Genomic DNA, 20,593 nt, shown 5'->3' on the forward strand with positions numbered 1-20,593 from the left:
CCGGCGGTGGACTATTCGACGATCGCCAGTCCGTGGGGCGTGTTGTTGAGGCGACGGCCGCCTGTCTCCGTGACCGTGACGATGTCCTCGATCCGGACTCCGAACCGCCCCGGGAGGTAGATGCCGGGCTCGACGGAGAAACACATGCCCGGCACCATCGGCCGGTCCTCGCCTTCGATCATGTAGGGCGGCTCGTGGGTGGTGACACCGATGCCGTGGCCGGTGCGGTGGATGAAGTACTCGCCGTATCCGGCCGCTTCGACGACCGCGCGGGCCGCCCGGTCGACCTCCTGGCAGGCGGCTCCCGGCCGTACGGCCTCGAACCCGGCCTGCTGGGCCGCTCGTACGACCTCGTGGACGCGCCGCTCCTCGGCGCCGGGTTCGCCGACATGGACGGTACGGGTGGTGTCGGAGCCGTAGCCGTCCTTGAGGCCGCCGAAGTCGAGGACGACCATGTCGCCCCGCTCGATGACACGTTCGCCGGCCTCGTGGTGCGGATCGGCGCCGTTGGGACCCGAGCCGACGACGGTGAAGTCCACCTGGGAGTGGCCGTGTCGGAGGAGGAGCACGGCGAGGTCGGCGGCCACGTCCGTCTCCCTGCGCCCGGCGAAGCGGACCTTCAGGATCTCTTCGTACGTGGCGTCGGCGGCGGCGCCGGCCGCCTCGACCCTGGCCAGCTCCCGCGCGTCCTTGACGGCGCGCAGCATGGGGAGGGCCTCGGTCAGGGCCACGTACGAGGTGGCGGGCAGGGCCTGTTGCAGGGCGAGCAGGTGCATCGCCCAGGCGTTGTCGCTGACGCCGAAGCGCCCGGCGGGATCGAGCAGCGGAGCCGTCATGGCATACGGATCCTTGCCGTCGGTCCAGTCGCACAGGGTGAGCGCCGCGGCCCCGGCGGCCCGCGCGGCGTCCGGTGCCTCCAGCGTCGGCACCACCAGCACGGGGCCCGGGGCCTGCTCCGGGGCCTCGGCCCGGTCCTGGTCCGGAGCCCGGCTCGCGGGGACGACGAGCATCGTGAGGCGTTCGGTGTCGGCGGTCGGCCGGTAACCGGTGAGATATACGAGATCGGGGCCCGGCGCGACGAGCACTCCCGCCAGCCCGGCATCGGCGGCCGACCGGGCGGCACGGGCCATCCGGGCACGGTAGTCGTCCGCGGTGAAGGGCGGGGGTGCGGTGGGCATGGGGCCTCCCTGTCGGCTTTCGGCGGCGTGCCTCGTACCGAATCGAACGCGTGGAACGCTCAACTCGTGTGGAGCGTATTGCGTACTCGGGCGTCAGCTGCCCGGGGAGCCCTGTTCGACCAGTCGCTCCAGCAGTTCCTGGAACTCGCCGCCGACGACGATCCGCAGCCCCTCGCCGTCCTCGTCCTCGTCGCTGAGCTGGGTGAGCGTGCCGCCGCGCCACCAGTAGACGTAGGGACTGATGGCCCCCGGGGTGTCCTCGTACCCGGAGGCGGCGAAGGACGCCATGGCGTTCAGCGACGGGATCACGGTCGTGTCCCGGATGACGTGGAAGGCGAGCTGATGCCGGAAAGGCATGGCGACGAGCGCTCCGTCCGGCGGTATCCGCTGCCCGGTGACCTGCCGCACGACGGTGTCCAGCGCGAGGACCCGGCTGGCGGTGTAGAACGAGTCGCCCAGCACCACTTCGAAACGTATCCCTCCGGTGTTCTTGACGGTCTCCCGCACTTCGACCGGCAGCTCGCGGAGATTGCCCAGCGCCTGGTCACGCAGTTGCTGGACCTCGCCGAGCGGCTCCAGCGCCTCGTCGGTGAGCATCATGACGCTCTCGGGGAGGTCGAGGGCGAGCACTTCGTACAGCCCGGGGGCGACGGACCGCGCATAGCCGAAGGTCTGCGGGTCGAGGCTGTACTGACTGATCACCCGGGGATAGAGCTGGGCGCGGATCTGCTCGGGCGACAGGGTGTCGAGGGCGGAGGGGCCGTCCATGGTGCGCAGCACCATCCCGGCGTGCCTGCGGGCCAGTTCGCCCCAGACGCGCGGGCCGCGGTCGTCGTTGTGACAGACGGCGGCGAGATTGCCGAGACCGAACTGGCGGCCGGCGCTGTCGGTGGCCATGTCCGCGTAGAGAGTGACCTCCAGGCCGCGCTCGGCGAAGGCCTCGCGGACCTGGGCACGGAAACGCGCGGCCTCGTCGACCGAGAAGAAGGAGAACGCGGGGTCCCGGGGCATGTCGCGTCCGTCGCGCTTCGGGCCTCGCCGGAACAACCTCACGCCATCGCCTCCGCCTGTGTCTTCGCGCGCGCTCGCCGCCGTGTCGTCGCTGTCCGTCCGCCGAGTCCGTGGGACCCGCCGCCTCAACCGTGCAATCTCCGATGTTAGTCGCCGAGTGTGACAACGAGGTGAGCGCGGTTCCCGGGAAATGAGAGCGAGACCCCGCCTTGCCCGGACGATAGTCATACGTATAACGTGCCCCGCATGCCGTACATCGCCCTGGCCACCCTTGTTGTCGACGACTACGACAAGGCCATCGCCTTCTACCGGGACGCCCTCGGTTTCGACCTGGTCGAGGACACGGACCGTGGCGACGGCTCCCGCTGGGTCGTCGTCCGTCCGCCCGGAGCCGGGGCACCGGCGGAGGGGACGGCCCGGTCGGCGGCGGAGCCCCCGGCGGGGTCCACCGGTCTCCTGCTGGCACGTGCCGCGGACGACGCACAGCGCGCGAGCGTCGGCGCGCAGACCGGCGGCCGGGTCGGCTTCTTCCTCCACACCGAGGACTTCGCCCGCGACCACGCGCGCATGCGGGCCGCGGGCGTCCGCTTCCTGGAGGAGCCCCGTCATGAGCCGTACGGCTCGGTCGCGGTCTTCGAGGACCTCTACGGCAATCGCTGGGACCTGCTCCAGCCCGCGCGGGGCGCGTAGAAAAGCGCGGGGCGCGGGGAAGGGGCGTGGTCCGCGCTCAGCTGTTGACCAGAGCGATGTAGCGGTCCCAGTCCCAGAGCGGGCCGGGGTCGGTGTGCGTGGCGCCGGGCACCTCACTGTGCGCGATGATCCGCTCGCGCGTCCTGGGGATGCCATACCTGTCGCAGACGGCTGCGGTGAGGCGTGCGGACGCCGCGTACATCGCGTCCGTGAAGTACTCCGGCCGGTCCACCCAGCCCTCGTGCTCGATGCCGATGCTGCGGGTGTTGTAGTTCCAGTTGCCCGCGTGCCAGGCGACGTCCTTCTCCCGTACGAACTGGCCGATGTACCCGTCCGCCGAGGCCACCATGTAGTGCGAGGAGACCTTCTTGGCCGGGTTCTGGAAGATGTCCCGCGCGTCCGGGAAGGTCTCCTGCGTCACGTGGATGACCACGAAATCGACCTTGTACTGCGTCGGGCGGGAGGCCACCGTGTAGTTGGCGGTGCTGGCCGGGATCCAGTGCGTGGGCGGGTAGTTGACGGCGGCACTCCGGCGGTCTGTGGCGTGGGCGGCGGTGGGGGCGGGGGGTACGGCGGCGAGTCCGAGGGCGGCGGCGCCGAGAGACGCACCGGATCGGAGCAACGCGCGCCGGGATGTGCGCCGGAGCGGGGTGGGGCCGTGGGTCTCCATGGGAGTCTCCCGAAATACGTAGCCGGGGCGGGACGGGGCCGAGCCGGGCGGAACGGGGCGGGACGCGCGTGGCGCGTCCCGCCCCATACTGAATTTCCGACAGGGCCATGCCAAGAAGTGCAGGCGAACAATCGCGGAGGGACGAAAGAAAACGCCTCTCCGTCCGGACCTCTCACAGGTGAAACACGCCCCGGTCAGGGCACGTTGAACCCGTACAGGCCCCTGTCCTACCGCTCACCCGCTCCACCACGGTGGAACGCCACGCGGTTTGCCCCGAGCCCGGCCCCACTCGGCCCCGGGACAAGCCCCGGGACAAGCCCCGGCAAAGGGACGTGGGGGCGGGTGGTGCCGCGATACATGGCGCCGGTACCGTCGGGCGCGAGATCGAGGCGACCGGCCGCCGACCCCCGTACGCTGTGCGCGGTTCCCCTCCCCGGCGGCAGGGGAGCCTGCGCGCGTCTCGAAGAGCCCTCCCCCGCTACACCTGGTGGTTCGCTGACATGACGACCGTCATCCGCCCCCGCGGTCCCGGCCGCGCCCCGGCCGCGCGAGCGCGCCACCGTTCTCCGGTGACGGCCACCGGGACGCGCGGCAGCGACCACGGCGGTCGCGGACCCGGCTTCGGCGCACACGGATCAGCGGCGGTCGCGACGCCGACAGCGTCGATGGCGAAAGGAGTCGGCGCGTGAGCCTGGCACAACTGCACTTCGCCTCCGCCCCGCCGGGATCCGACGGAACGGGACCCCGGTTCACGGCGGTCAGTCCCGGCGTGCCCGACGCGCTGCTCCAGGAGGCCGAGCAGCTCCTCGCCTACGAACCACCGCACGACGCGCCGCCGCATCCGACACCCGCCGAACTCTCCGCGTTCCCCGGGGCGTTCAGCCACAGCGTCCTCGCCGACGGCAGCCGTCTGCTGGCCAGGACGGTCTGCACGGGAACCGAACCCGGCCAGGACCGGGCCACCTTCCACGCCCACGCCGTGCATCTGCCGGCGGACGCGGCGCTGTCCGCCGGGCCCCCTCCCATCAGCTCCTGGGACTCACCGCAGTGGGCGGTCGGCACCCCGGTCGGCGGTGCGCCCACGCCGCTTCGGCGGCCGCCGGAGTCACGGAGCTTCGACCGGCGTGAGCTGGTCGCGTTCGCCGCTTCCCGTTCGCCCTGGCTCGCGGGGTTCTTCGCCGCCCTGCGCCCGTCGGCCGGGGAGCCGGCCGCGCCGCAGCTCGTCCTGGTCGAGCGGGACAGCGCCGACGTGGCACGGTGGATCGCGCTGGCCAGTACCGTACTGCCGCCCGAGGACGCCCACCGGCTGACCTTCACCACCTATACGCGCCACCCGCGGCTCGCCCGGCAGCAGATCATCGGGGTGCCGCCGGCGGACGCGCGGGGGCTGACCGGCCAGGAGCACCGCTACCGCGTACTCGACTGCACCGTCGGTTTGCCCGCCCCGCCGTTCGCGCCCGCCACACCTGCCCCACCGACAGCACCGGTCGCCGACGCCTGGGCCGAGATCGCCGTACATGTCTGGCTGGGCAGGGCTCCCGAACTGTTCGCGGAGGCGGCCACACTGCCGGGCGGCCGTTTCGCCCCCGGCCCGCTCGCCGTCGCCGCACTGTGTTCGGGCATATCCCCGGGTACGAACGGCCGTACGGCGGCGGCCATTTGGGTGTCGGAGCACGCGAACACGCTGGACGGGGAACGACTGCACCGAGTCGTCGACGCCCTGATCAGCGCCGCCGAGGACCGGACTCCGGCCGAAACCGCAGCTCTGGCACACCTGTTCACGGCGCTCGACGGGAGGGCTCCGGCGACCACGACCGCTCCGCTCGGGGTCCTCGTACTGACCGAGGCCGTCCGGGCTCCGGGTTCCGGACCCGGACTGTCCGATCTGCGCCTCTCCTCGCTCCCCGACGACCTCAGGCAGCGCCTCGCCGCCGAGCTGGCCCCCGAACTCCGCGTGGGCATCGAGGGATTCACCGGCACTGCCGACGCGGCGGACAGGACGGACGGGGCGGACCCCGAGCCGGATCCCGAGCCGGACACCAAATCGGACACCTCCCGGCCCGTGGAGCTGCTGCGCCTGGCCGAGCAGCTCGGCGTGGACTGTACGGACCTGCTGCCCGGCCTCACCCGCCGCCTGTCCCGCGCCCTCATCTCCGATCCGGAGGCGGCCTGCACCCCGGCTGTACGGGCCGCGCTGGACGAACACTTCGATCTGCGCACCCTGCTGCTCGGCGAGCTCGACGCTCTCGCCGCCGGCGACCCGCCCGCCGCTGTCCGGCTGCTCGGCCGAACGGCCCTTTCCGTCACGGGAGTTCAGTCCCTGCCGCATCTGCGGATGTGCGCTCGGGCAGCCGATTCGTCATCGCCCGACGCCGATCGCGTCGCCGCCCTGCGCTCCCTGCTGCGCGCCTGCGGCGTCTCCCCGTTCGCCGATCCGCTCGTACTGCGTACCGCGGTCCGGCTCGTGTGGGACGGCGCCACTCCCACTCCTGGCGAGGCCAGGACGATGCTCGCGGACACCGGATCGGACGCCCACCGCACGGCGGACACCTGGCCCGCTCTCGTACACGCCGCGCTCGAAGGACCGGGCGACAGCCCCGACTCCCCTGATCTCGCCCATGATCTGCTGCGCAGCTTTCCCGGCGAACTGGAACCGCGTGTACGGGGAGCCCTGCTGCTCCTCGAATTCGCCGGGGACCTGCGGGACGGCCGGGCCGCGGCCGGCTGGACGGACCGCGCGCTGGCACTGCGCGCCGGGGCGGAACCGGTGGAACCGGGCGTACTGGCCCAGGTGTTCGGGACGGTCGCGCGCCATCTGCTCTCCGAGCAGCGGCCGGAGGGGGAGCTGTACGCCCTGGTGCACAGCGGCGACCCGGACCTCACCGCGGCCTATCTCGCCGTCGCCCACGAGGACGGAATACGGGACCGGTTGCGTACCGTGCCCGCGTTCCTGGCCGACTGCTTCACCACCTGGACCGCGCTCCCCGGAGCGAACGAGACCTGGGACCGGACCCGTACGACCCTGCTCGACAAGGTGCTGCGTCCCGTGGTGCGCACGCTGCCCGCCGAGGACATCGCCGCCGTCGAACGGTGCCTGGAGCGTACGGGGAGCCGCAAGGCCGACGAATTCCGTGCCTGGAACCGGCCGGGTGCCCTGAGCCGGCTCGGCCTGCGCTTCGGCGGCCGAGGCCGGGGCCGCGCCGCCGCCGTCGTGGAACAGCCGCTGCCCGCCCCGGAAGGAGCGGATGCCACGCAGGGATTCCCCGCCGCGGAAGGGTTCCCCGCCTCGGGAGGGGCGGGCGCCGACACCACGGAACAGCCGCGACCGGACGGCCACCGCGCCTGAGCGCGATCACCGCCGGTCGCCACCGGCCACCGCTCGTGACCTCGGCGCCGAACCCCGTCGTCGGTGATCGGCGCCGGTCACCGACGCGGGCGGCTCAGCTCTCGTCCGGCGCCAGCCGCAGCGAGATGCTGTTGATGCAGTACCGCTGGTCCGTCGGGGTCGGGTAGCCCTCGCCCTCGAAGACATGGCCCAGGTGCGAGCCGCAGCGCGCGCAGCGCACCTCGACGCGGACCATGCCGTGGGAGCGGTCCTCGATCAGCTCCACCGCGTCCGTGTCCTTCGGGTCGTAGAAGGACGGCCAGCCGCAGTGCGATTCGAATTTCGTGTCGGACCGGAAGAGATCGGCGCCGCACGCGCGGCAGGAGTAGACGCCGGTCGTCTTCGTGTCCGTGTACTCGCCGACGAAGGCGGGCTCGGTGCCGGCCTTGCGGAGCACCTGGTACTCCGCCTCGGACAGCTCCGCGCGCCACTGCTCGTCCGGCTTCTCTATGTCGTACGACATGCGCTCTCCCTCAGTCGGTCACAGGCGGTCACCCAGCGAGCCACGGGTGCTCAGTCACGGGCTCCGTCGTTCAGGCGGGCCAGGATCTCCGGACCGAGGTCCGTGACGTCGCCCGCGCCCATGGTGAGAACAAGATCGCCGGGTCCCGCCATTCCCGCGACGGCCCCGGGGACCGCGCCGTTGTCGTGTACGGCCGTGACCGTGGCCCCGGCCTTCTCGGCCGCGCCGGTGATCAGGGCGCTGGTGACACCGGGGATCGGGTCCTCGCGGGCCGGATAGATGTCGAGGACGAGCGACGCGTCGGCGAGGGCGAGGGCCTGGCCCATCTCTACGGCCAGTTCCTGCGTACGGGAGAAGAGGTGCGGCTGGAAGACGACCAGCAGCCGGGAGCCGGGCGCCGCCGCGGCGCGCATCGCCTCCAGGTCGGCGGTCATCTCGGTGGGGTGGTGCGCGTACGAGTCGATGACCTGCACACCCGCGGCCTCGCCCTTGAGCTGGAGGCGGCGCTTGACCCCGGTGTACTTGCCGAGGGCAGAGGCCAGGTTGTGGGCCGGGATACCGAGGGCGACACCCGCGGCGAGTGCGGCCACCGCGTTGTGGGCGTAGTGGCGGCCGGGGACGGAGACGGTGAAGGTGAGGTACTTCCCGTTCAGGATGACCGTGACCTCGCTGGTCAGGCCGCGCGCGGTGACCTTGTGGACACGGACGTCGGCGGTCTCGGCCTCGCCGTACGTGACGATCTTGAGCGGAGACGAGCCTTCGCGCGTGCCCTCGCTCCTGGACAGCTCGCGCACCCGCGAGGCCAGCTCGACGGCGCCCGGCTGGTCGGCGGCGATCACCAGCGTGCCGCCGGGGACGATCTTGCCGGTGAAGGTCTCGAAGGACTCGTAGATCTCGTCCATCGAGGCGTAGTTGGCGTGGTGGTCCAGCTCGACGTTGAGGACGATCGCGACCTCGGGGTCGTACTTCTGGAAGCTGCGGTCGCTCTCGTCCGCCTCGGCGACGAAGATCTCCCCCTCGCCGTGCCGGGCGTTCGTGCCGGGTCCGGCGAGGTCCCCGCCGATCGCGTACGAGGGGTCCAGGCCCAGCTCGGTGAGGGCGACGGCCAGCATGGACGTCGTGGTCGTCTTGCCATGGGTGCCCGCGACGGCGATCGACCGCAGGCCCCCCATCAGCGAGGCCAGCGCGTCGGAGCGGTGCACCACCGGCACGGACAGTTCCGCGGCCCGCGCCAGCTCGGGGTTGTCGGCCCGGATGGCGCTGGAGACGACCACGCACGACGCGTCGTCCGCGAGATGCCCCGCGGCGTGACCGATGTGCACGGTGGCCCCCAGCGCCCTCAGCGCCTGCGCCGTCTCCGACTCCTTCGCGTCACTGCCCGCGACCTTGGCCCCGCGCTGGGCGAGGATCTTGGCGATACCCGACATTCCGGCGCCGCCGATACCGATGAAGTGCGGCCGTTCCAGGGCTGCGGGGATACCGGGTGCCGGTGCCATACGTGTCTCTCCAAGATGCGGCGGGCGCGGCCCCGGGTACGAGCGGGGGCACTGCGCGAGTTGTACGCGTCTCGAACGCGTCGTGTCTCGTACGCGTCGTATACGCGCCGCCCCAGACTATTCGTTGTGCGCGAAGAGTTTGAGCACCGGTACGCCGACCTTGTGACGCGCCCGGGACGCCCAGTCCCGGTGGAAGAACTCCTCCACGTAGTGGGGCTCGGTCAGCACGATCACCTCATCGGCCCCCCACTCGTCGACGACCGCCTTCAGATGGTCCAGCGGGTGTTCCTCGACGACATGGCCCGTGGCCTCGGACCCGTGGGCGCGCAACGCGGCCAGCGAGTGTTCGAGCGCCAGTTCGGCCGGCTGTCTCGCCTGGAGGCCCTCCGGCTCGTCGCCCTCCCTGGTGGCGTCCCTCAGCTCGCCGATCGCGACGTCGTCGATGGCGCGCAGCAGGATGTCCGCCTGGTCGCCGCGGGGCTGCATGAGCACGACGAAGGACACCGTCTCATCACCGTGAAGGGTGGTGACGAACTCCACGTCCTCGGGCGTCAGCGGCTTTTCGATCATCAATACGCTTGTGAACACGACGGGCGCCCTTCGTCTTCATGGACCGCTCGGCCCACTGCGGAAACCATCCTTCCCCGTGCCCGCACGGGGTCTGCGAGATAAGTCTGCCCAGCGGAAGCTAACCGGAACGACAAATTCCACCGATTGTCAGATGTGACGGTATCGGGTGAAAAGAAAGCCGTCCTCCTCCAGCATCGATGCCAGGGCAAACCGTTCGGGTACGGCGAGAGCCGGCCCGCCCACGATGCGCTGCGCGTACCCGGAAGCGAGTGTGGGAGACATGGTCAGGCACAGCTCGTCGAGCACGCCCGCCGCCACGAACTGTCCGAGCAGCCGGGGCCCGCCCTCGGTGAGCAGCCGGACGAGACCGCGGTCAGCCAGGGCCCGTACGGCACGGGCGGGGTCCACGCCCGGACCGTCTCCGGCGATCACCACCTCGGCGCCGGCCTTCTCGGCGGCCAGGATCCGCTCCCGGGACGCGGCGGCTCCCGTCAGTACGAGCGTGGGGACGAGGGGGCCGCTGAACAGCGGCAGCGAGAAATCCAGCTCCAGGCTCGCGCTGACCACGGCGATCACCGGCGCGGGTCCCTGACCGGCCGCGGCCCGCCGCTCGGCGAAGGCCTCCCGGGCACGGGCCGGCCGGTAACCCTCCAGACGTACCGTTTCCGCCCCCACCACCACCGCGTCGGCGAGCGCCCGCAGGGTGCCGAAGATCCGCATGTCCGCCGGGGAGGAGATGGCCTGGGAACGGCCTTCGTGGTGGGCGGCGCCGTCCAGGGTGGAGACCATGTTGGCCCGCAGCCAGAGCGGGGCGGCCGGGTGCCCGTCGCGGCCGGGGCGTCCATCACGGCCCTCCTGCCCCGCGTGGCCGGAATCAGCCCCCGCCTCCACCCGCTCGCCCGACCCCGTGGCGGTGGCCGCCGTCGGGTACGCGTAGGCGTCGGCCAGCTCGCCGAGCGTCCATTCACGGTCCGCGGCGGAGACTGTCCGAGCGGAGACTGTCTGATCGGTCACAGGGAACAGGCGTCGCATGTCGAGCAGTCTGGCACGGCGCATAGAGTGAAGAGTTGTGTCGTACTCCACCGCCGCTTCCGGCCATTCCTCGCTCACCGGCGCGGCCCCGCTCTCCCTCTGCGCACGTGAGCCGCGCGTTCCCGCCGACCGGCTGGTCGCGGAGATGGTGCCGCCGCCGCGTTTCGATTCCGTACGTTTCGATACGTACGTCCCCGACCCGAACCAGCCGAGCCAGCCCGAGGCCGTCACCGTCCTGAGCGACTTCGCCGCGGGACTGGGCGGATCGCACGCGGCCCGGAAGGGCCAGGGGCCGGGGCAGGCCAAAAAGCGCTGGTTCGCCCGTAAACCACAGGCACCCACCGGCCCGCGCGGGGTCTATCTCGACGGCGGGTACGGCGTCGGCAAGACGCACCTGCTGGCGTCCCTGTGGCACGCCACCCCCGCCGCGCCGGAGCTGAAGGCGTTCGGCACGTTCGTGGAGCTGACGAACCTGGTCGGCGCGCTGGGCTTCCAGCAGACCGTGCAGACGCTCAGCGGCCACCGGCTCCTCTGCATCGACGAATTCGAACTGGACGACCCGGGCGACACCGTCCTGGTCTCCAGCCTGCTCAGCAGGCTGGTCGACGCGGGCGTCGCACTGGCCGCGACCTCCAACACCCTGCCGGGCAAGCTCGGCGAGGGCCGGTTCGCCGCCGCCGACTTCCTGCGGGAGATCCAGGGCCTGGCGGCACAGTTCCGGCCACTGCGTATCGACGGCGAGGACTACCGCCACCGCGGGCTGCCCGAGGCCCCTCCCCCGTACACCGACGAGCAGGTGACCAAGGCCGCGTACGCCACCGAGGGCGCCAGCCTGGACGACTTCCCCGGTCTGCTCGACCACCTCGCCACGGTCCACCCGAGCCGGTACGGGGCGCTCACGGACGGACTGCGGGCCGTCTGCCTCACGGATGTCTCGCCGGTGCCCGACCAGTCGACGGCGCTGCGGCTCGTCGTCCTCGCGGACCGGCTGTACGACCGGGAGGTTCCGGTGCTCGCCTCCGGCCTGCCCTTCGACCGGCTGTTCGGTGAAGAGATGTTGAACGGCGGCTACCGCAAAAAGTACTTCCGTGCCATCTCCCGTCTGACTGCCCTGGCGAGGGACGCGAAAGGGCTGGTCACCCAGTAGGTTGGGGGCTTTGGGGGCGGCAACCCTTCAGGGGCGGCGGTCCCCCGTGACCATCCTTGACCATCGGAAGGAACCACCATGGCTACTGTTCGCACCGCTCACACGGTCTGGGAAGGCGAGCTGCTCAAGGGTTCGGGCACCGTCTCCTTCGACTCCTCGGGCATCTCCGACCAGGCGGTCTCCTGGCCGTCCCGCGCGGAGCAGGCGAACGGCAAGACCAGCCCGGAAGAGCTGATCGCCGCCGCCCATTCCAGCTGCTTCTCGATGGCTCTCTCGCACGGCCTGACCGGCGCCGGCACTCCGCCGACCAAGCTGGAGACCAAGGCCGATGTCACGTTCCAGCCGGGCGAGGGCATCACCGGCATCCACCTCACCGTGAAGGGTGAGGTCCCGGGTCTGGACGCCGAGGCGTTCCAGGCCGCGGCCGCCGATGCCAAGGCGAACTGCCCGGTCAGCCAGGCGCTGGCGGGGACGACCATCACGCTGAGCGCCGAGCTCGCCTGACTCGGACCGCATCAGGGTTCGTGTTGCATTCGCTTCGGGTCCGAACCTGGTTCGGACCCGAAGCGAATCAGCCGTCCGGCGGATCGTCGGAAGCAGCCGCACCACGCGACACCCGAGGCCGGCGGTGACTCGCGTGGTTCACGTGTCCGACACCACGTGATACACACATGCGGGTCACATCTCCTGTCCGCCAGCAGGGAGTTGCCTCATGTCCGCAACACGACGTCAGATCCTCGCCCGTACCGGAGCGACCGCCGCGGGTATCGCCTTCAGCGGTGCCGTGTCGGAACTCTTCACCGGCACCGCACACGCTCAGGGACTGGGCCACAGCGGCTACGGTCCGCTCGTGCCCGACCCGGACGGCCTGCTCGATCTTCCCAAGGGATTCCGCTACAAGGTCCTGTCCAGAGAGGGCGACCAGCTCCGCTCCGGCGAGGGCAAGGTCCCCAGCAACCACGACGGCATGGCCGCGTTCGCCGGCCGTCGCGGCCGGGTCCACCTCGTACGCAACCACGAGAACCGGCCCACGGCCCCGATCTCCGTCCCGACCGTCTCCGGCATCACATACGACCCGATGGGCAAGGGCGGCTGTACGGCGCTCGAACTGGACGCCCGCAACAACGTTCTCGCCGAACACGTCGCCATCGCCGGCACCGCCGTCAACTGCGCGGGCGGGCCCACGCCTTGGGGCACCTGGCTCACCTGCGAGGAGACCGAGGACCGGGCCGGCACCAACGGCTACACCAAGGACCACGGTTTCATCTTCGAGGTCGACGGCGCCGATCCGCGCCGCACCGGAGCCGTACCGCTGACCGCCATGGGCCGCTTCCAGCACGAGGCGATCGCGATCGACCCCGGCAACGGCACGGTGTACGAGACGGAGGACGCGTTCGACAAGCCGTTCGGGCTCTTCTACCGCTTCCTGCCCCAAAAGCCGCGCGGCGGAATCGGTTCGCTGCGCGCGGGCGGCGCCCTGGAGGCCATGCGGGTGCCGGGGGTGCCGGACCTCTCGACCGTGCAGGAGACGGGCGCGAGCTTCGACGGCATCGAGTGGGTCCCCGTACCGGACCCGCTGGCGAAAGAGACCCCCATCCGCTTGCAGGACTTCGGCCCCCAAGGCATCACCCACGCGCAGAAGTTGGAGGGCTGCTACTGGGGCGGCCGCTCGGTCTGTTTCGTGTCCAGCTTCGCGCACCGCTCGGAGGGCTCGGCCGCGACCCACTTCGGGCAGGTGTGGAAGTACGAGCCGCAGCGGCGCCGGCTCACGCTCGTGATCGTCTTCGGCCCGGACACGGACATCCAGCTGCCGGGCGAGTCCCCCGACAACATCTGCCTCGCGCCCAGCGGCGGCCTGATGGTGTGCGAGGACGGCGGGGGCGCGCAGCATGTGTACGGGGTGACGCGGCAGGGCGAGGTGTACGCGATGGCGCGCGGCGCGCAGAACGTCGGCACGCCGGAGAAACCGGAGTGGGGCGAATTCGCCGGAGTCACCTTCTCGCCGGACGGCGAGACGATGTACATGAACTGCTACCACCCGGGGACGACCTTTGCCGTGACCGGCCCCTGGCGCTCATAGCAACAGCCGTACCGGCGCGCGTCCGCGGCCGCCGTTCCACCAGCGGTCGCGGACCGCGAACATCAGACGCACCCTCGGGAGAACCGACCGGAAGGGGTGCGCAGTGGTCAAGAAGGTGGCGAAGAAGCCGACTGAGAAGTCGGCGAGGAAGGACAACAAGCGGAAGGCGCCGAAACCGGCTCTCCGCGACCTGCTGCGTATCCCCGAGGCGGACTCGGTCGACCTCTCCTCGTACGACTCCCGGGCCACCCCGGGCGGCCCCAAGGACAAGGCGACGGCCCTCGCGGCCCTCACCCGGCTGGGGGAAGACCTGGCGGGCGTCCAGGAACGCCTGTACGCGTCCAGCACGGCGGGCGACACCCGCCGGGTCCTCCTGGTCCTCCAGGGCATGGACACCAGCGGCAAGGGCGGCACGGTCAAGCATGTGATCGGCCACCTCAACCCCGCCGGCTGCCGGATCAAGGCGTTCAAGACCCCGACCACGGAGGAGCGGAGGCACCCGTTCCTGTGGCGCGTCCGGCAGGCGCTCCCGGGCCTCGGCGAGATCGGCATCTTCGACCGCTCGCACTACGAGGACGTTCTGATCGCCCGTGTCCGCGAACTGGTGCCGAGGCGCGACCTCGGCCGCCGCTACGGGCAGATCAACCGCTTCGAACAGGGACTCGCCGATGACGGCGTGACGATCGTGAAGGTGTTCCTCCACATCAGCTACGAGGAACAGCGCGCCCGCCTTCTGGCCCGCCTCGACAACCCGGACAAACACTGGAAGTTCAGCCCGTCCGACATCGAGGACCGTGCCCTGTGGCCCGCCTACCAGGAGGCGTACGAGCTGGCCCTGCACCGCTGCTCGACGGCCGCGGCACCCTGGTACCTGGTCCCCGCGGACCGTAAGTGGTACCGCAACTGGGCGATCAGCACGCTGCTGCTGGAGCACCTGAAAGCGCTCGCCCCGAGCTATCCGACGGCCGGCTTCGACGTCGGGCAAGCCCGTGAAGAGCTCCTGGCGATGCCCTGATCCCGGTCCGGGCGGGAGGGGCCCCGAACCTGCTCCCGGCCGTGTCCTGACCCCGCTCGGTGGCTTCGGCTCGCGGGTGAGTGCCGTACACCCATTCCGGACAGATCATCATATATTTTCCGTGAATGATCACATTTGCGCGTTCGCTCGCCACTGTTGTCGTCCTGGGTGTCGCCCTCGCCGGGTGCGGTGGCAGCGCCGAAAAGCCCGTGACCCCCGGGTCCCCCGCCTCCCCCCAGTCCGCCTCCCCCGGAGCCGCCGCCGTGAAGGGGCCCCCGACCCTGGCCCCCGCTCCCGGCGGTCTGACGCCCGTCTTCAAGCGCGGCGGCCCGGCCGCCGGGAAGACCGTGGCGCTCACCTTCGACGCCGACATGACGGCCGATCAGGGCCCGCGAGCGGCGCGCGGCGAACGCTTCGACAATCCCTCGCTGATCGCTCTGCTGCGACGGCTCGAAGTCCCGTCGACGGTCTTCATGACCGGACGGTGGGCCGAGGAGTATCCGACCCAGGCCAACGCGATCGGCAACGACCCGCTCTTCGAGATCGCCAACCACTCCTACAGCCACTACGCGTTCACCGCGGACTGCTACGGGCTGCCGAGGGTCGGCGGCGAGCAGATGAACGCCGACGTACAGCGTGCCTTCACCGCGTTCCGTGCGGCGGGGGCGACGAATGTGGTGCCGTACTTCCGCTTCCCCGGAGGCTGTTACGACAAGGCGTCGCTCCGGGCTCTCGCCCCGGCCAAGGTGACGGCGGTGCAGTGGGACGTCGTCAGCGGCGACGCCTTCGCCACGGACGCCGACGCCGTCGCCGAGCAGGTACTCAAGGACGTGAAGCCGGGCTCACTGGTGGTGATGCACTGCACGCGCAGCGCGGCGCCGGTGACGGAGGAGGCCGTGCGGCGGATCGTTCCCGAACTGCGCGAGCGCGGCTACCGCTTCGTCAAGGTCTCCGAGCTGATGAAGCGGTGAGCGTGAGCCCCGGCGTGCGTACGTGTACGGGCGTACGCGTATGTCCGGCGCCCAGGGGACGTCGCGGGCGCGGCCGAGACCCGACCGCGGAGGCGCTCAGCCCGAGCACGCCGTCCGCTGGGCCTCCTGCCATTCGCAGACGGGACAGAGCGTCGCGCCCCTGACCGTCCGCGGGTACTCGGTCGGCTTCGCGCACAGCACGCAGTCGGCGTACGCGACGGCTTCCACCGCTTCTGCCACTTCTGCCGCTTGCGCCACTTCTGCCACTTCTGCCACTTCTGCCACTTGCGGCTCGTGCGGCTCGTGCGACCCCTGCGGCTCGTGCGACTCCGGTGCGGCAGCTGTCCCTTCGGCCATGCCACCGAGCGTACTCACCACCGCGGCTCAGCCTCACCACCACGGCTCAGCCCCGCCGCACGGCCACCGCGCAGGCCGTGGCCGCCGCCACCGCCGCCAGCAGGGCCGCCGCGACGAACGGCAGGGCCGGTACGTGGACCGCGCCCGTCAGCGAGCCGGTCACCAGTCCGCTGATCGCGTACTTCGCCGGTGACCCGCCGGCCACCAGAGCCACCAGAGCCACCACCACGTTCACCGCGATCGACCAGCCCCGGCGGCGCAGCAGCGGCCGACTGCACAGCGTGCCCACCGCCAGACCGAGCAGCAGACAGACAGCGGCCGCGAGCAGTCCCGCCGTCCCGGCGGGAAGCAGGGGGACGTCCACCGTGTGGTCGGCGTTCAGCGGCTCGCTGATCACCAGGACGATCAGCGTGCCGGCCGTCGCGAGCGCGCCCGCGAGGGCGGTCGCGGCCAGCAGAGCGGCGAGGTGGGTCCGGTACGGCCCGGTCGCGGCCGCGGTGACGGCACGCGCGGCGGCCGGCTCCTGCGTGACACAGACCCGGACCAGCCAGGCGGTGACGGGCAGCAGCGCGGCAGCCGCGTAGCCGAGCGAGTCCAGGATCGGCTGCCCGGCCTGCACCCCGACCCCGAGAAATGCCCCGTACAGAAGAACCGGCGGCAGCCAGCGCTGCGAACGCAGCAGCAGGGCGATCTGATAGCGCAGCAGGGCCGTCATGAGGAGGGGCCCCTCGTCGTCGTGTCCGGGCTTGCGGAGGTGGTGACGGAAACGGTCTCACCAATGGCTCCGCGAGCGGCGGGATCGGAGGACTCGGCAGAATCGGAGGACTCCGCGGGTTCGGAGGACTCCGCGGGCGCAGAAGGCCCGACGGCCTCTGCGGGCCCAGAGGACTTGACGGGGTCGACAGACCCAGCGGCCTCGGTGGGCCCTGCGGGATCGACGGGCTCTGCGGGCCCGGTGAATCCCACCTCCCTGATGTGCCAGGGCGGACGCGCCGTCAGCAACGCCCGCAGCAGCGTGTCGGAGTGCGCCGCCGGTGCCGTGAGCAGTATGGAGCCGTCCTCCGGGCCCGTCTCGTACGCCGGTGAGCCCGGCAGTCCGTCGGGTGGCGCGGCTCCCGACGGCCCCTCGGCCACGATCCGTACCCTCGGGCCCCGCACGGCTTCGGCCCCCGGGCGCTCGCGCGTACCGTCCGCACGCTCCCCGGAGCCCGTACGGCGCACCAGGCCGCCCTCCGTCACCACGTACACCTCGTCCTCGACGCCCGCCAGCCGACGCGGGTCGTGGTCGACGAACACGACCGAGCCGCCCGCCGCGATCCGCTCGGCGACCGCCCGGTCCAGTTCCTTGCGGGCCGAGACGTCGAGCCCGGTCCAGGCCTCGTCGAGCACCAGCAACTCCGGTTCGGCGAGCAGCGCCTGGGCGACCGCGACCTTCTGGCTGGTCCCCTTGGACAGCTCGGACATCTCCGTATAGGCGTGTTCCGCCGCCCCGAACCGTTCGAGCCACTCGTCGGCGCCGGCCTCCGCCGCCTCGCGCCCCAGCCCGTGGATCCGGCCCAGATGGACCAGATAGCCGGTGGCCGTGAAGGGCAGGGAGACCGGGAAGCGCTCGGGGACGTACGCCGTGCGGGGCCGTCCGGCGACGCGCCCCTCCGTGGGTGCCTCGATGCCCGCGAGTAACCGCAACAGGGTTGATTTCCCACTGCCGTTGGCGCCCTCGACGCGGACCAGGGCGCGCGCGGGCAGATCGAGATCGATCCCGCGCAGCACCCACGGTCCGCGGAGGCCGTAACGGCGGCCCACGCTCTGGAGTTTCTTCACCACATGATCCCAGTACGGTTCAACACCCGGGTCGGTTCAGTGCCCGGGGCAATTGGACTTCCGGGGCGGTTCGGTGCCCCGGACAGGCCCTACGCGGAGGGCTTCTGCGGAGTGGCCTCGCTCGGCCGGACGATCACGAAGCCCTCTCCCTGGAGCATCAGTTGGACGGCCTCGCCCGAACCCCCTCGGATCATCGAGCCGACGGACTGCGACCGGTGGAGCGAGGTGTCGAGATGCGCGCTCCACCCGACGACCGCGTCCGTGTCGACATACACCGGCGCCTGTGCGCTGACGGGGATCACGATGGGGGTGCCCTCACAGATGACCCCGAGCTTCCCGTAACCGGAGAAGACGCTGTTGAAGAGGCCGCCGCCGGTCATTCCGGCACCCTTCACCGTCTTGATCTCGTACGAGAGGGTCGCGTCGAAGCAGAGCACGTTGCGGCCGTTGATCGTGAGCGCGTCGCCCTGCTCTATGTCGACGATGAAGCAGTTGGCGGCCTCGTGCGCGAACCAGGCCTCGCCCTGCCCCTTGACGGCCATCAGCGGCAGCCCCTCGCCCGTGACGGCCCGCTTGAACATGCCGCCGAGGCCCTGGCCCTTGCGCTCGAACTGGAGGCCGCCGCGGTAGGCGACCATGGATCCCTGCCGTGCATACATCTCGCCGTTCACGGCGTACTTGATCGATTTGGCGTTCTGGAGGGTCATCCCGGGGACGGTCGCCGCCTGCGCCATGTGCTCCGTGGAGAAAAGATCGCTCTTCATGCCGTGCATCGTCGCCCCGAGGCCCGCCTTCTGCCAAGGAGGGTTCGGCCGGGAAAGGGCGCGGGTGCGGCTGGCAGACTGGAACCGTGAGCAGCGACACCAGCGATACGAACGAGACGAAGCGCCCCGACCGCACGGACGACAGCGGTCGCACCGACGGCGGCAGCCCCGACGGTGCCTCCCGGCCCTCCCGGCCCTTGCGGCACGAGCAGGCCTCCCGCGATACCGCTCCGCAGTACGTACTGCCGCTGGTGGTCCGGATCGAGAAGGCCTCGCCTCCCGCCCGTACCGACGCCCTGGAGACCGCGGCCCGCGCGGTGCTCGTCATGCTCTCCGACGAACGGTCGCTGGGCGAGGGCGAGTGGGCCCAGGCCATGCGCGACTGGCAGGACGCCCAGATCCGTAAGGTCGTACGGCGGGCGCGTGGCGCGGAGTGGCGCCGCGCCTCGGCACTCCCGGGCCTCACGGTCACGGGACCCACGGTCGATGGATCCACGGCCGAGGGACCCACGGCCGGGGACAGCGGGCCCGCCACAGCGCCGGAACCAGCGGCGACGCCGGTGCCACCCGCCGAGGTACGCGTCTTCCCACCCGTTCCGCTGGACGGCTGGCCCAAGGAGCTGGCCAAGCTCCAGGTCTCCGGCACCGACCTGGACGACCCCGAACCACCGCCCGCACCGGACCCGGCACACCCCGTCCTGTGGCTGAACCCCGAGCTGGACATGTCGGCGGGCAAGACCATGGCCCAGGTCGGCCACGGCGCCCAACTCGCCTGGTGGGAACTGTCGGAGACCGACCGCAAGGCCTGGCGCGAGGCCGGATTCCCGCTCGCCGTACGCACGGCCGACGCCCACCGCTGGCACGAACTCACGGCAGGCGGGCTGCCGGTGGTCCATGACGCCGGCTTCACGGAGATCGCCCCCGGCGAGACTGTCGCGGTCGAAGGAGGCAGTCGCCTCTGCCCCCTCCCGCGCGAGTGATCGCCGCGCTACAGCCGGGGCCTGTCCGGCCCCGGACAGGCCCCGGCTGATCATCCGTCACCGCGGGCTGAACGCTCCGCCTCTGTCGTACGTATCTCCCCATGCCGCCAAGTAGGTTGAACGGCCCTTCGGTCAGCGGTTGATTCAGCGGTGTCACAATTCGGTTCGGGAGGCAGCACATTGTTGCGACGCATCAACGGTACGGCGCTCATCATCGCGGCATTGGCCGTCACAGTCGGGGCGCTGGCCTTCCCCGTCTGGTCCTACGCCGACCGTTCCGGTACGGGCCAGGCCAACCTCAACGCCTCCTCGGTGGCGACGCAGTGGGGCCCGCTCTCCGCGACCGACCGGGACTTCCTGGTCAAGGTGCGGCTGGCCGGACTCTGGGAGCTGCCGGCCGGGCAGCAGGCCATCGAACGGGCCCCCACCAAGGCCATCAAGGACTGCGGTGACCACCTTGTCGTCGGCCATACCGACCTCGACAAGCGGGCCCGTAACGTGGCGGCGAAGCTCGGTGTCCAGCTGCCGAACCAGCCCAACGAACAGCAGCAGGGCTGGCTCAGGGAGCTCTCGGCGGCCAGCGGCCAGGAGTACGAGAGGAAGTTCGCCAATCTGCTGCGCAACGCGCACGGCAAGGTCTTCGCCCTGATCGCCCAGGTACGTCACACCACCCGGAACACGCTCATCCGGCAGCTGGCCTCGGACACCAACCAGACCGTGCTGGACCACATCACGATGCTCGAGGCCACCGGCATGGTCGACTTCGACGGTCTCGCCAACGAGGCCGCGGGCACCGCGACGGCCAGCCCGACCGGCCCGCCGCCCCCGAACGGCAACCTGCCGCCCGCGCCGAAGGCCGTCGAGCCGACGGGCAACGGGAGCTTCACCTCCGAGCCCTCCACCCAGCCGGGCGCCCCGACCGCGGTCAACACCAACCGGCCGGACCCGGAGACCACATAGCAC

Annotated in this window: 19 protein-coding genes and 1 pseudogene; 9 read left to right on the forward strand and 11 right to left on the reverse strand. The window is 71.3% G+C overall.

What is annotated here, in order from left to right:
- Window positions 1-11: 11 nt before the first annotated feature.
- Both ACIOJD_RS19375 and ACIOJD_RS19380 read right to left on the reverse strand, forming a co-directional pair.
- Window positions 12-1,178 (reverse strand): M24 family metallopeptidase, encoded by a 1,167-nt coding sequence (locus tag ACIOJD_RS19375; protein WP_401914948.1) that lies wholly within the window; start codon window positions 1,176-1,178, stop codon window positions 12-14.
- Window positions 1,179-1,271: 93 nt separating this feature from the next.
- The gene (locus ACIOJD_RS19380) at window positions 1,272-2,231 is read right to left on the reverse strand and encodes a hypothetical protein (protein WP_401914950.1); all 960 of its coding nucleotides are present in this window, start codon (window positions 2,229-2,231) and stop codon (window positions 1,272-1,274) included.
- 204 nt (window positions 2,232-2,435) lie between these two features.
- On the opposite strand from ACIOJD_RS19380, the gene ACIOJD_RS19385 reads away from it, so the two are divergent.
- Window positions 2,436-2,879 carry a VOC family protein gene (locus ACIOJD_RS19385; protein ID WP_401914951.1) on the forward strand — a complete coding sequence of 148 codons (444 nt, stop codon included), beginning with the start codon at window positions 2,436-2,438 and terminating at the stop codon, window positions 2,877-2,879.
- A gap of 37 nt (window positions 2,880-2,916) precedes the next feature.
- Here the strand turns inward: ACIOJD_RS19385 and ACIOJD_RS19390 are convergent, their stop codons facing one another.
- Window positions 2,917-3,549, reverse strand: a complete 633-nt coding sequence (locus ACIOJD_RS19390; protein WP_401914954.1) for an N-acetylmuramoyl-L-alanine amidase — start codon at window positions 3,547-3,549, stop codon at window positions 2,917-2,919.
- 685 nt (window positions 3,550-4,234) lie between these two features.
- On the opposite strand from ACIOJD_RS19390, the gene ACIOJD_RS19395 reads away from it, so the two are divergent.
- The gene (locus ACIOJD_RS19395) at window positions 4,235-6,895 is read left to right on the forward strand and encodes a GTPase-associated protein 1-related protein (protein WP_401914957.1); all 2,661 of its coding nucleotides are present in this window, start codon (window positions 4,235-4,237) and stop codon (window positions 6,893-6,895) included.
- A 94-nt stretch (window positions 6,896-6,989) separates the two neighbouring features.
- Here the strand turns inward: ACIOJD_RS19395 and msrB are convergent, their stop codons facing one another.
- The 4 genes from msrB to ACIOJD_RS19415 form a co-directional block, all read right to left on the reverse strand.
- A complete protein-coding gene (gene msrB, locus ACIOJD_RS19400; protein WP_401883997.1) occupies window positions 6,990-7,397 on the reverse strand; it encodes a peptide-methionine (R)-S-oxide reductase MsrB in 408 nt (135 codons plus the stop codon).
- 50 nt (window positions 7,398-7,447) lie between these two features.
- On the reverse strand, window positions 7,448-8,893 hold the full coding sequence (murC, locus tag ACIOJD_RS19405; protein WP_401914960.1) for a UDP-N-acetylmuramate--L-alanine ligase: 1,446 nt from the start codon (window positions 8,891-8,893) through the stop codon (window positions 7,448-7,450).
- A gap of 117 nt (window positions 8,894-9,010) precedes the next feature.
- Window positions 9,011-9,481: an indole-3-glycerol phosphate synthase gene (locus ACIOJD_RS19410; protein WP_401914962.1), complete on the reverse strand. Its 471-nt coding sequence runs from the start codon at window positions 9,479-9,481 to the stop codon at window positions 9,011-9,013.
- A 129-nt stretch (window positions 9,482-9,610) separates the two neighbouring features.
- On the reverse strand, window positions 9,611-10,495 hold the full coding sequence (locus tag ACIOJD_RS19415) for a pyrimidine reductase family protein (RefSeq protein ID WP_401914964.1): 885 nt from the start codon (window positions 10,493-10,495) through the stop codon (window positions 9,611-9,613).
- Between the two features lie 37 nt (window positions 10,496-10,532).
- On the opposite strand from ACIOJD_RS19415, the gene zapE reads away from it, so the two are divergent.
- The 5 genes from zapE (at window position 10,533) to ACIOJD_RS19440 (ending at window position 15,708) form a co-directional block, all read left to right on the forward strand.
- Window positions 10,533-11,642: a cell division protein ZapE gene (gene zapE / locus ACIOJD_RS19420; protein WP_401914966.1), complete on the forward strand. Its 1,110-nt coding sequence runs from the start codon at window positions 10,533-10,535 to the stop codon at window positions 11,640-11,642.
- 78 nt (window positions 11,643-11,720) lie between these two features.
- Window positions 11,721-12,146 carry an OsmC family peroxiredoxin gene (locus ACIOJD_RS19425; protein ID WP_401914968.1) on the forward strand — a complete coding sequence of 142 codons (426 nt, stop codon included), beginning with the start codon at window positions 11,721-11,723 and terminating at the stop codon, window positions 12,144-12,146.
- A 208-nt stretch (window positions 12,147-12,354) separates the two neighbouring features.
- Window positions 12,355-13,722: an alkaline phosphatase PhoX gene (locus ACIOJD_RS19430; protein WP_401914970.1), complete on the forward strand. Its 1,368-nt coding sequence runs from the start codon at window positions 12,355-12,357 to the stop codon at window positions 13,720-13,722.
- Window positions 13,723-13,825: 103 nt separating this feature from the next.
- Complete coding sequence (locus ACIOJD_RS19435) at window positions 13,826-14,737, forward strand: PPK2 family polyphosphate kinase (RefSeq protein WP_401914973.1); 912 nt, start codon at window positions 13,826-13,828, stop codon at window positions 14,735-14,737.
- A 125-nt stretch (window positions 14,738-14,862) separates the two neighbouring features.
- Window positions 14,863-15,708 (forward strand): polysaccharide deacetylase family protein, encoded by an 846-nt coding sequence (locus ACIOJD_RS19440; protein WP_401914974.1) that lies wholly within the window; start codon window positions 14,863-14,865, stop codon window positions 15,706-15,708.
- A 96-nt stretch (window positions 15,709-15,804) separates the two neighbouring features.
- On the opposite strand, the gene ACIOJD_RS19445 is transcribed toward ACIOJD_RS19440, so the two are convergent.
- The 4 genes and pseudogenes from ACIOJD_RS19445 to ACIOJD_RS19460 form a co-directional block, all read right to left on the reverse strand.
- Window positions 15,805-16,065 (reverse strand): hypothetical protein, encoded by a 261-nt coding sequence (locus tag ACIOJD_RS19445; protein WP_401915589.1) that lies wholly within the window; start codon window positions 16,063-16,065, stop codon window positions 15,805-15,807.
- Window positions 16,066-16,111: 46 nt separating this feature from the next.
- Complete coding sequence (locus ACIOJD_RS19450; RefSeq protein ID WP_401914976.1) at window positions 16,112-16,780, reverse strand: ABC transporter; 669 nt, start codon at window positions 16,778-16,780, stop codon at window positions 16,112-16,114.
- A gap of 257 nt (window positions 16,781-17,037) precedes the next feature.
- A pseudogene (locus tag ACIOJD_RS19455) lies at window positions 17,038-17,835 on the reverse strand (ATP-binding cassette domain-containing protein); the annotation flags it as partial.
- Window positions 17,836-17,975: 140 nt separating this feature from the next.
- A complete protein-coding gene (locus ACIOJD_RS19460) occupies window positions 17,976-18,650 on the reverse strand; it encodes an AIM24 family protein (RefSeq protein ID WP_401914978.1) in 675 nt (224 codons plus the stop codon).
- A 197-nt stretch (window positions 18,651-18,847) separates the two neighbouring features.
- Between ACIOJD_RS19460 and ACIOJD_RS19465 the strand changes: the two genes are divergently transcribed.
- Together ACIOJD_RS19465 and ACIOJD_RS19470 are read left to right on the forward strand one after the other, a co-directional pair.
- Window positions 18,848-19,630 (forward strand): peptidyl-tRNA hydrolase, encoded by a 783-nt coding sequence (locus ACIOJD_RS19465; protein ID WP_401915548.1) that lies wholly within the window; start codon window positions 18,848-18,850, stop codon window positions 19,628-19,630.
- 183 nt (window positions 19,631-19,813) lie between these two features.
- Window positions 19,814-20,590 (forward strand): DUF4142 domain-containing protein, encoded by a 777-nt coding sequence (locus tag ACIOJD_RS19470; protein ID WP_401914980.1) that lies wholly within the window; start codon window positions 19,814-19,816, stop codon window positions 20,588-20,590.
- Window positions 20,591-20,593 lie beyond the last annotated feature (3 nt).

The sequence above is a fragment of the Streptomyces sp. NPDC088116 genome, from assembly GCF_044741745.1.
Classification (GTDB): domain Bacteria; phylum Actinomycetota; class Actinomycetes; order Streptomycetales; family Streptomycetaceae; genus Streptomyces.

Bases quoted from the DNA above. Each gene is read 5' to 3' on its own strand.
- ACIOJD_RS19460 (WP_401914978.1), bottom strand. From the start codon at position 18,650: ATGAAGAGCGATCTTTTCTCCACGGAGCACATGGCGCAGGCGGCGACC.
- ACIOJD_RS19390 (WP_401914954.1), bottom strand. From the start codon at position 3,549: ATGGAGACCCACGGCCCCACCCCGCTCCGGCGCACATCCCGGCGCGCG.
- msrB (WP_401883997.1), bottom strand. From the start codon at position 7,397: ATGTCGTACGACATAGAGAAGCCGGACGAGCAGTGGCGCGCGGAGCTG.
- ACIOJD_RS19450 (WP_401914976.1), bottom strand. From the start codon at position 16,780: ATGACGGCCCTGCTGCGCTATCAGATCGCCCTGCTGCTGCGTTCGCAG.
- ACIOJD_RS19385 (WP_401914951.1), top strand. From the start codon at position 2,436: ATGCCGTACATCGCCCTGGCCACCCTTGTTGTCGACGACTACGACAAG.
- murC (WP_401914960.1), bottom strand. From the start codon at position 8,893: ATGGCACCGGCACCCGGTATCCCCGCAGCCCTGGAACGGCCGCACTTC.
- ACIOJD_RS19425 (WP_401914968.1), top strand. From the start codon at position 11,721: ATGGCTACTGTTCGCACCGCTCACACGGTCTGGGAAGGCGAGCTGCTC.
- ACIOJD_RS19375 (WP_401914948.1), bottom strand. From the start codon at position 1,178: ATGCCCACCGCACCCCCGCCCTTCACCGCGGACGACTACCGTGCCCGG.
- ACIOJD_RS19440 (WP_401914974.1), top strand. From the start codon at position 14,863: ATGATCACATTTGCGCGTTCGCTCGCCACTGTTGTCGTCCTGGGTGTC.
- ACIOJD_RS19445 (WP_401915589.1), bottom strand. From the start codon at position 16,065: ATGGCCGAAGGGACAGCTGCCGCACCGGAGTCGCACGAGCCGCAGGGG.
- ACIOJD_RS19415 (WP_401914964.1), bottom strand. From the start codon at position 10,495: ATGCGACGCCTGTTCCCTGTGACCGATCAGACAGTCTCCGCTCGGACA.
- ACIOJD_RS19430 (WP_401914970.1), top strand. From the start codon at position 12,355: ATGTCCGCAACACGACGTCAGATCCTCGCCCGTACCGGAGCGACCGCC.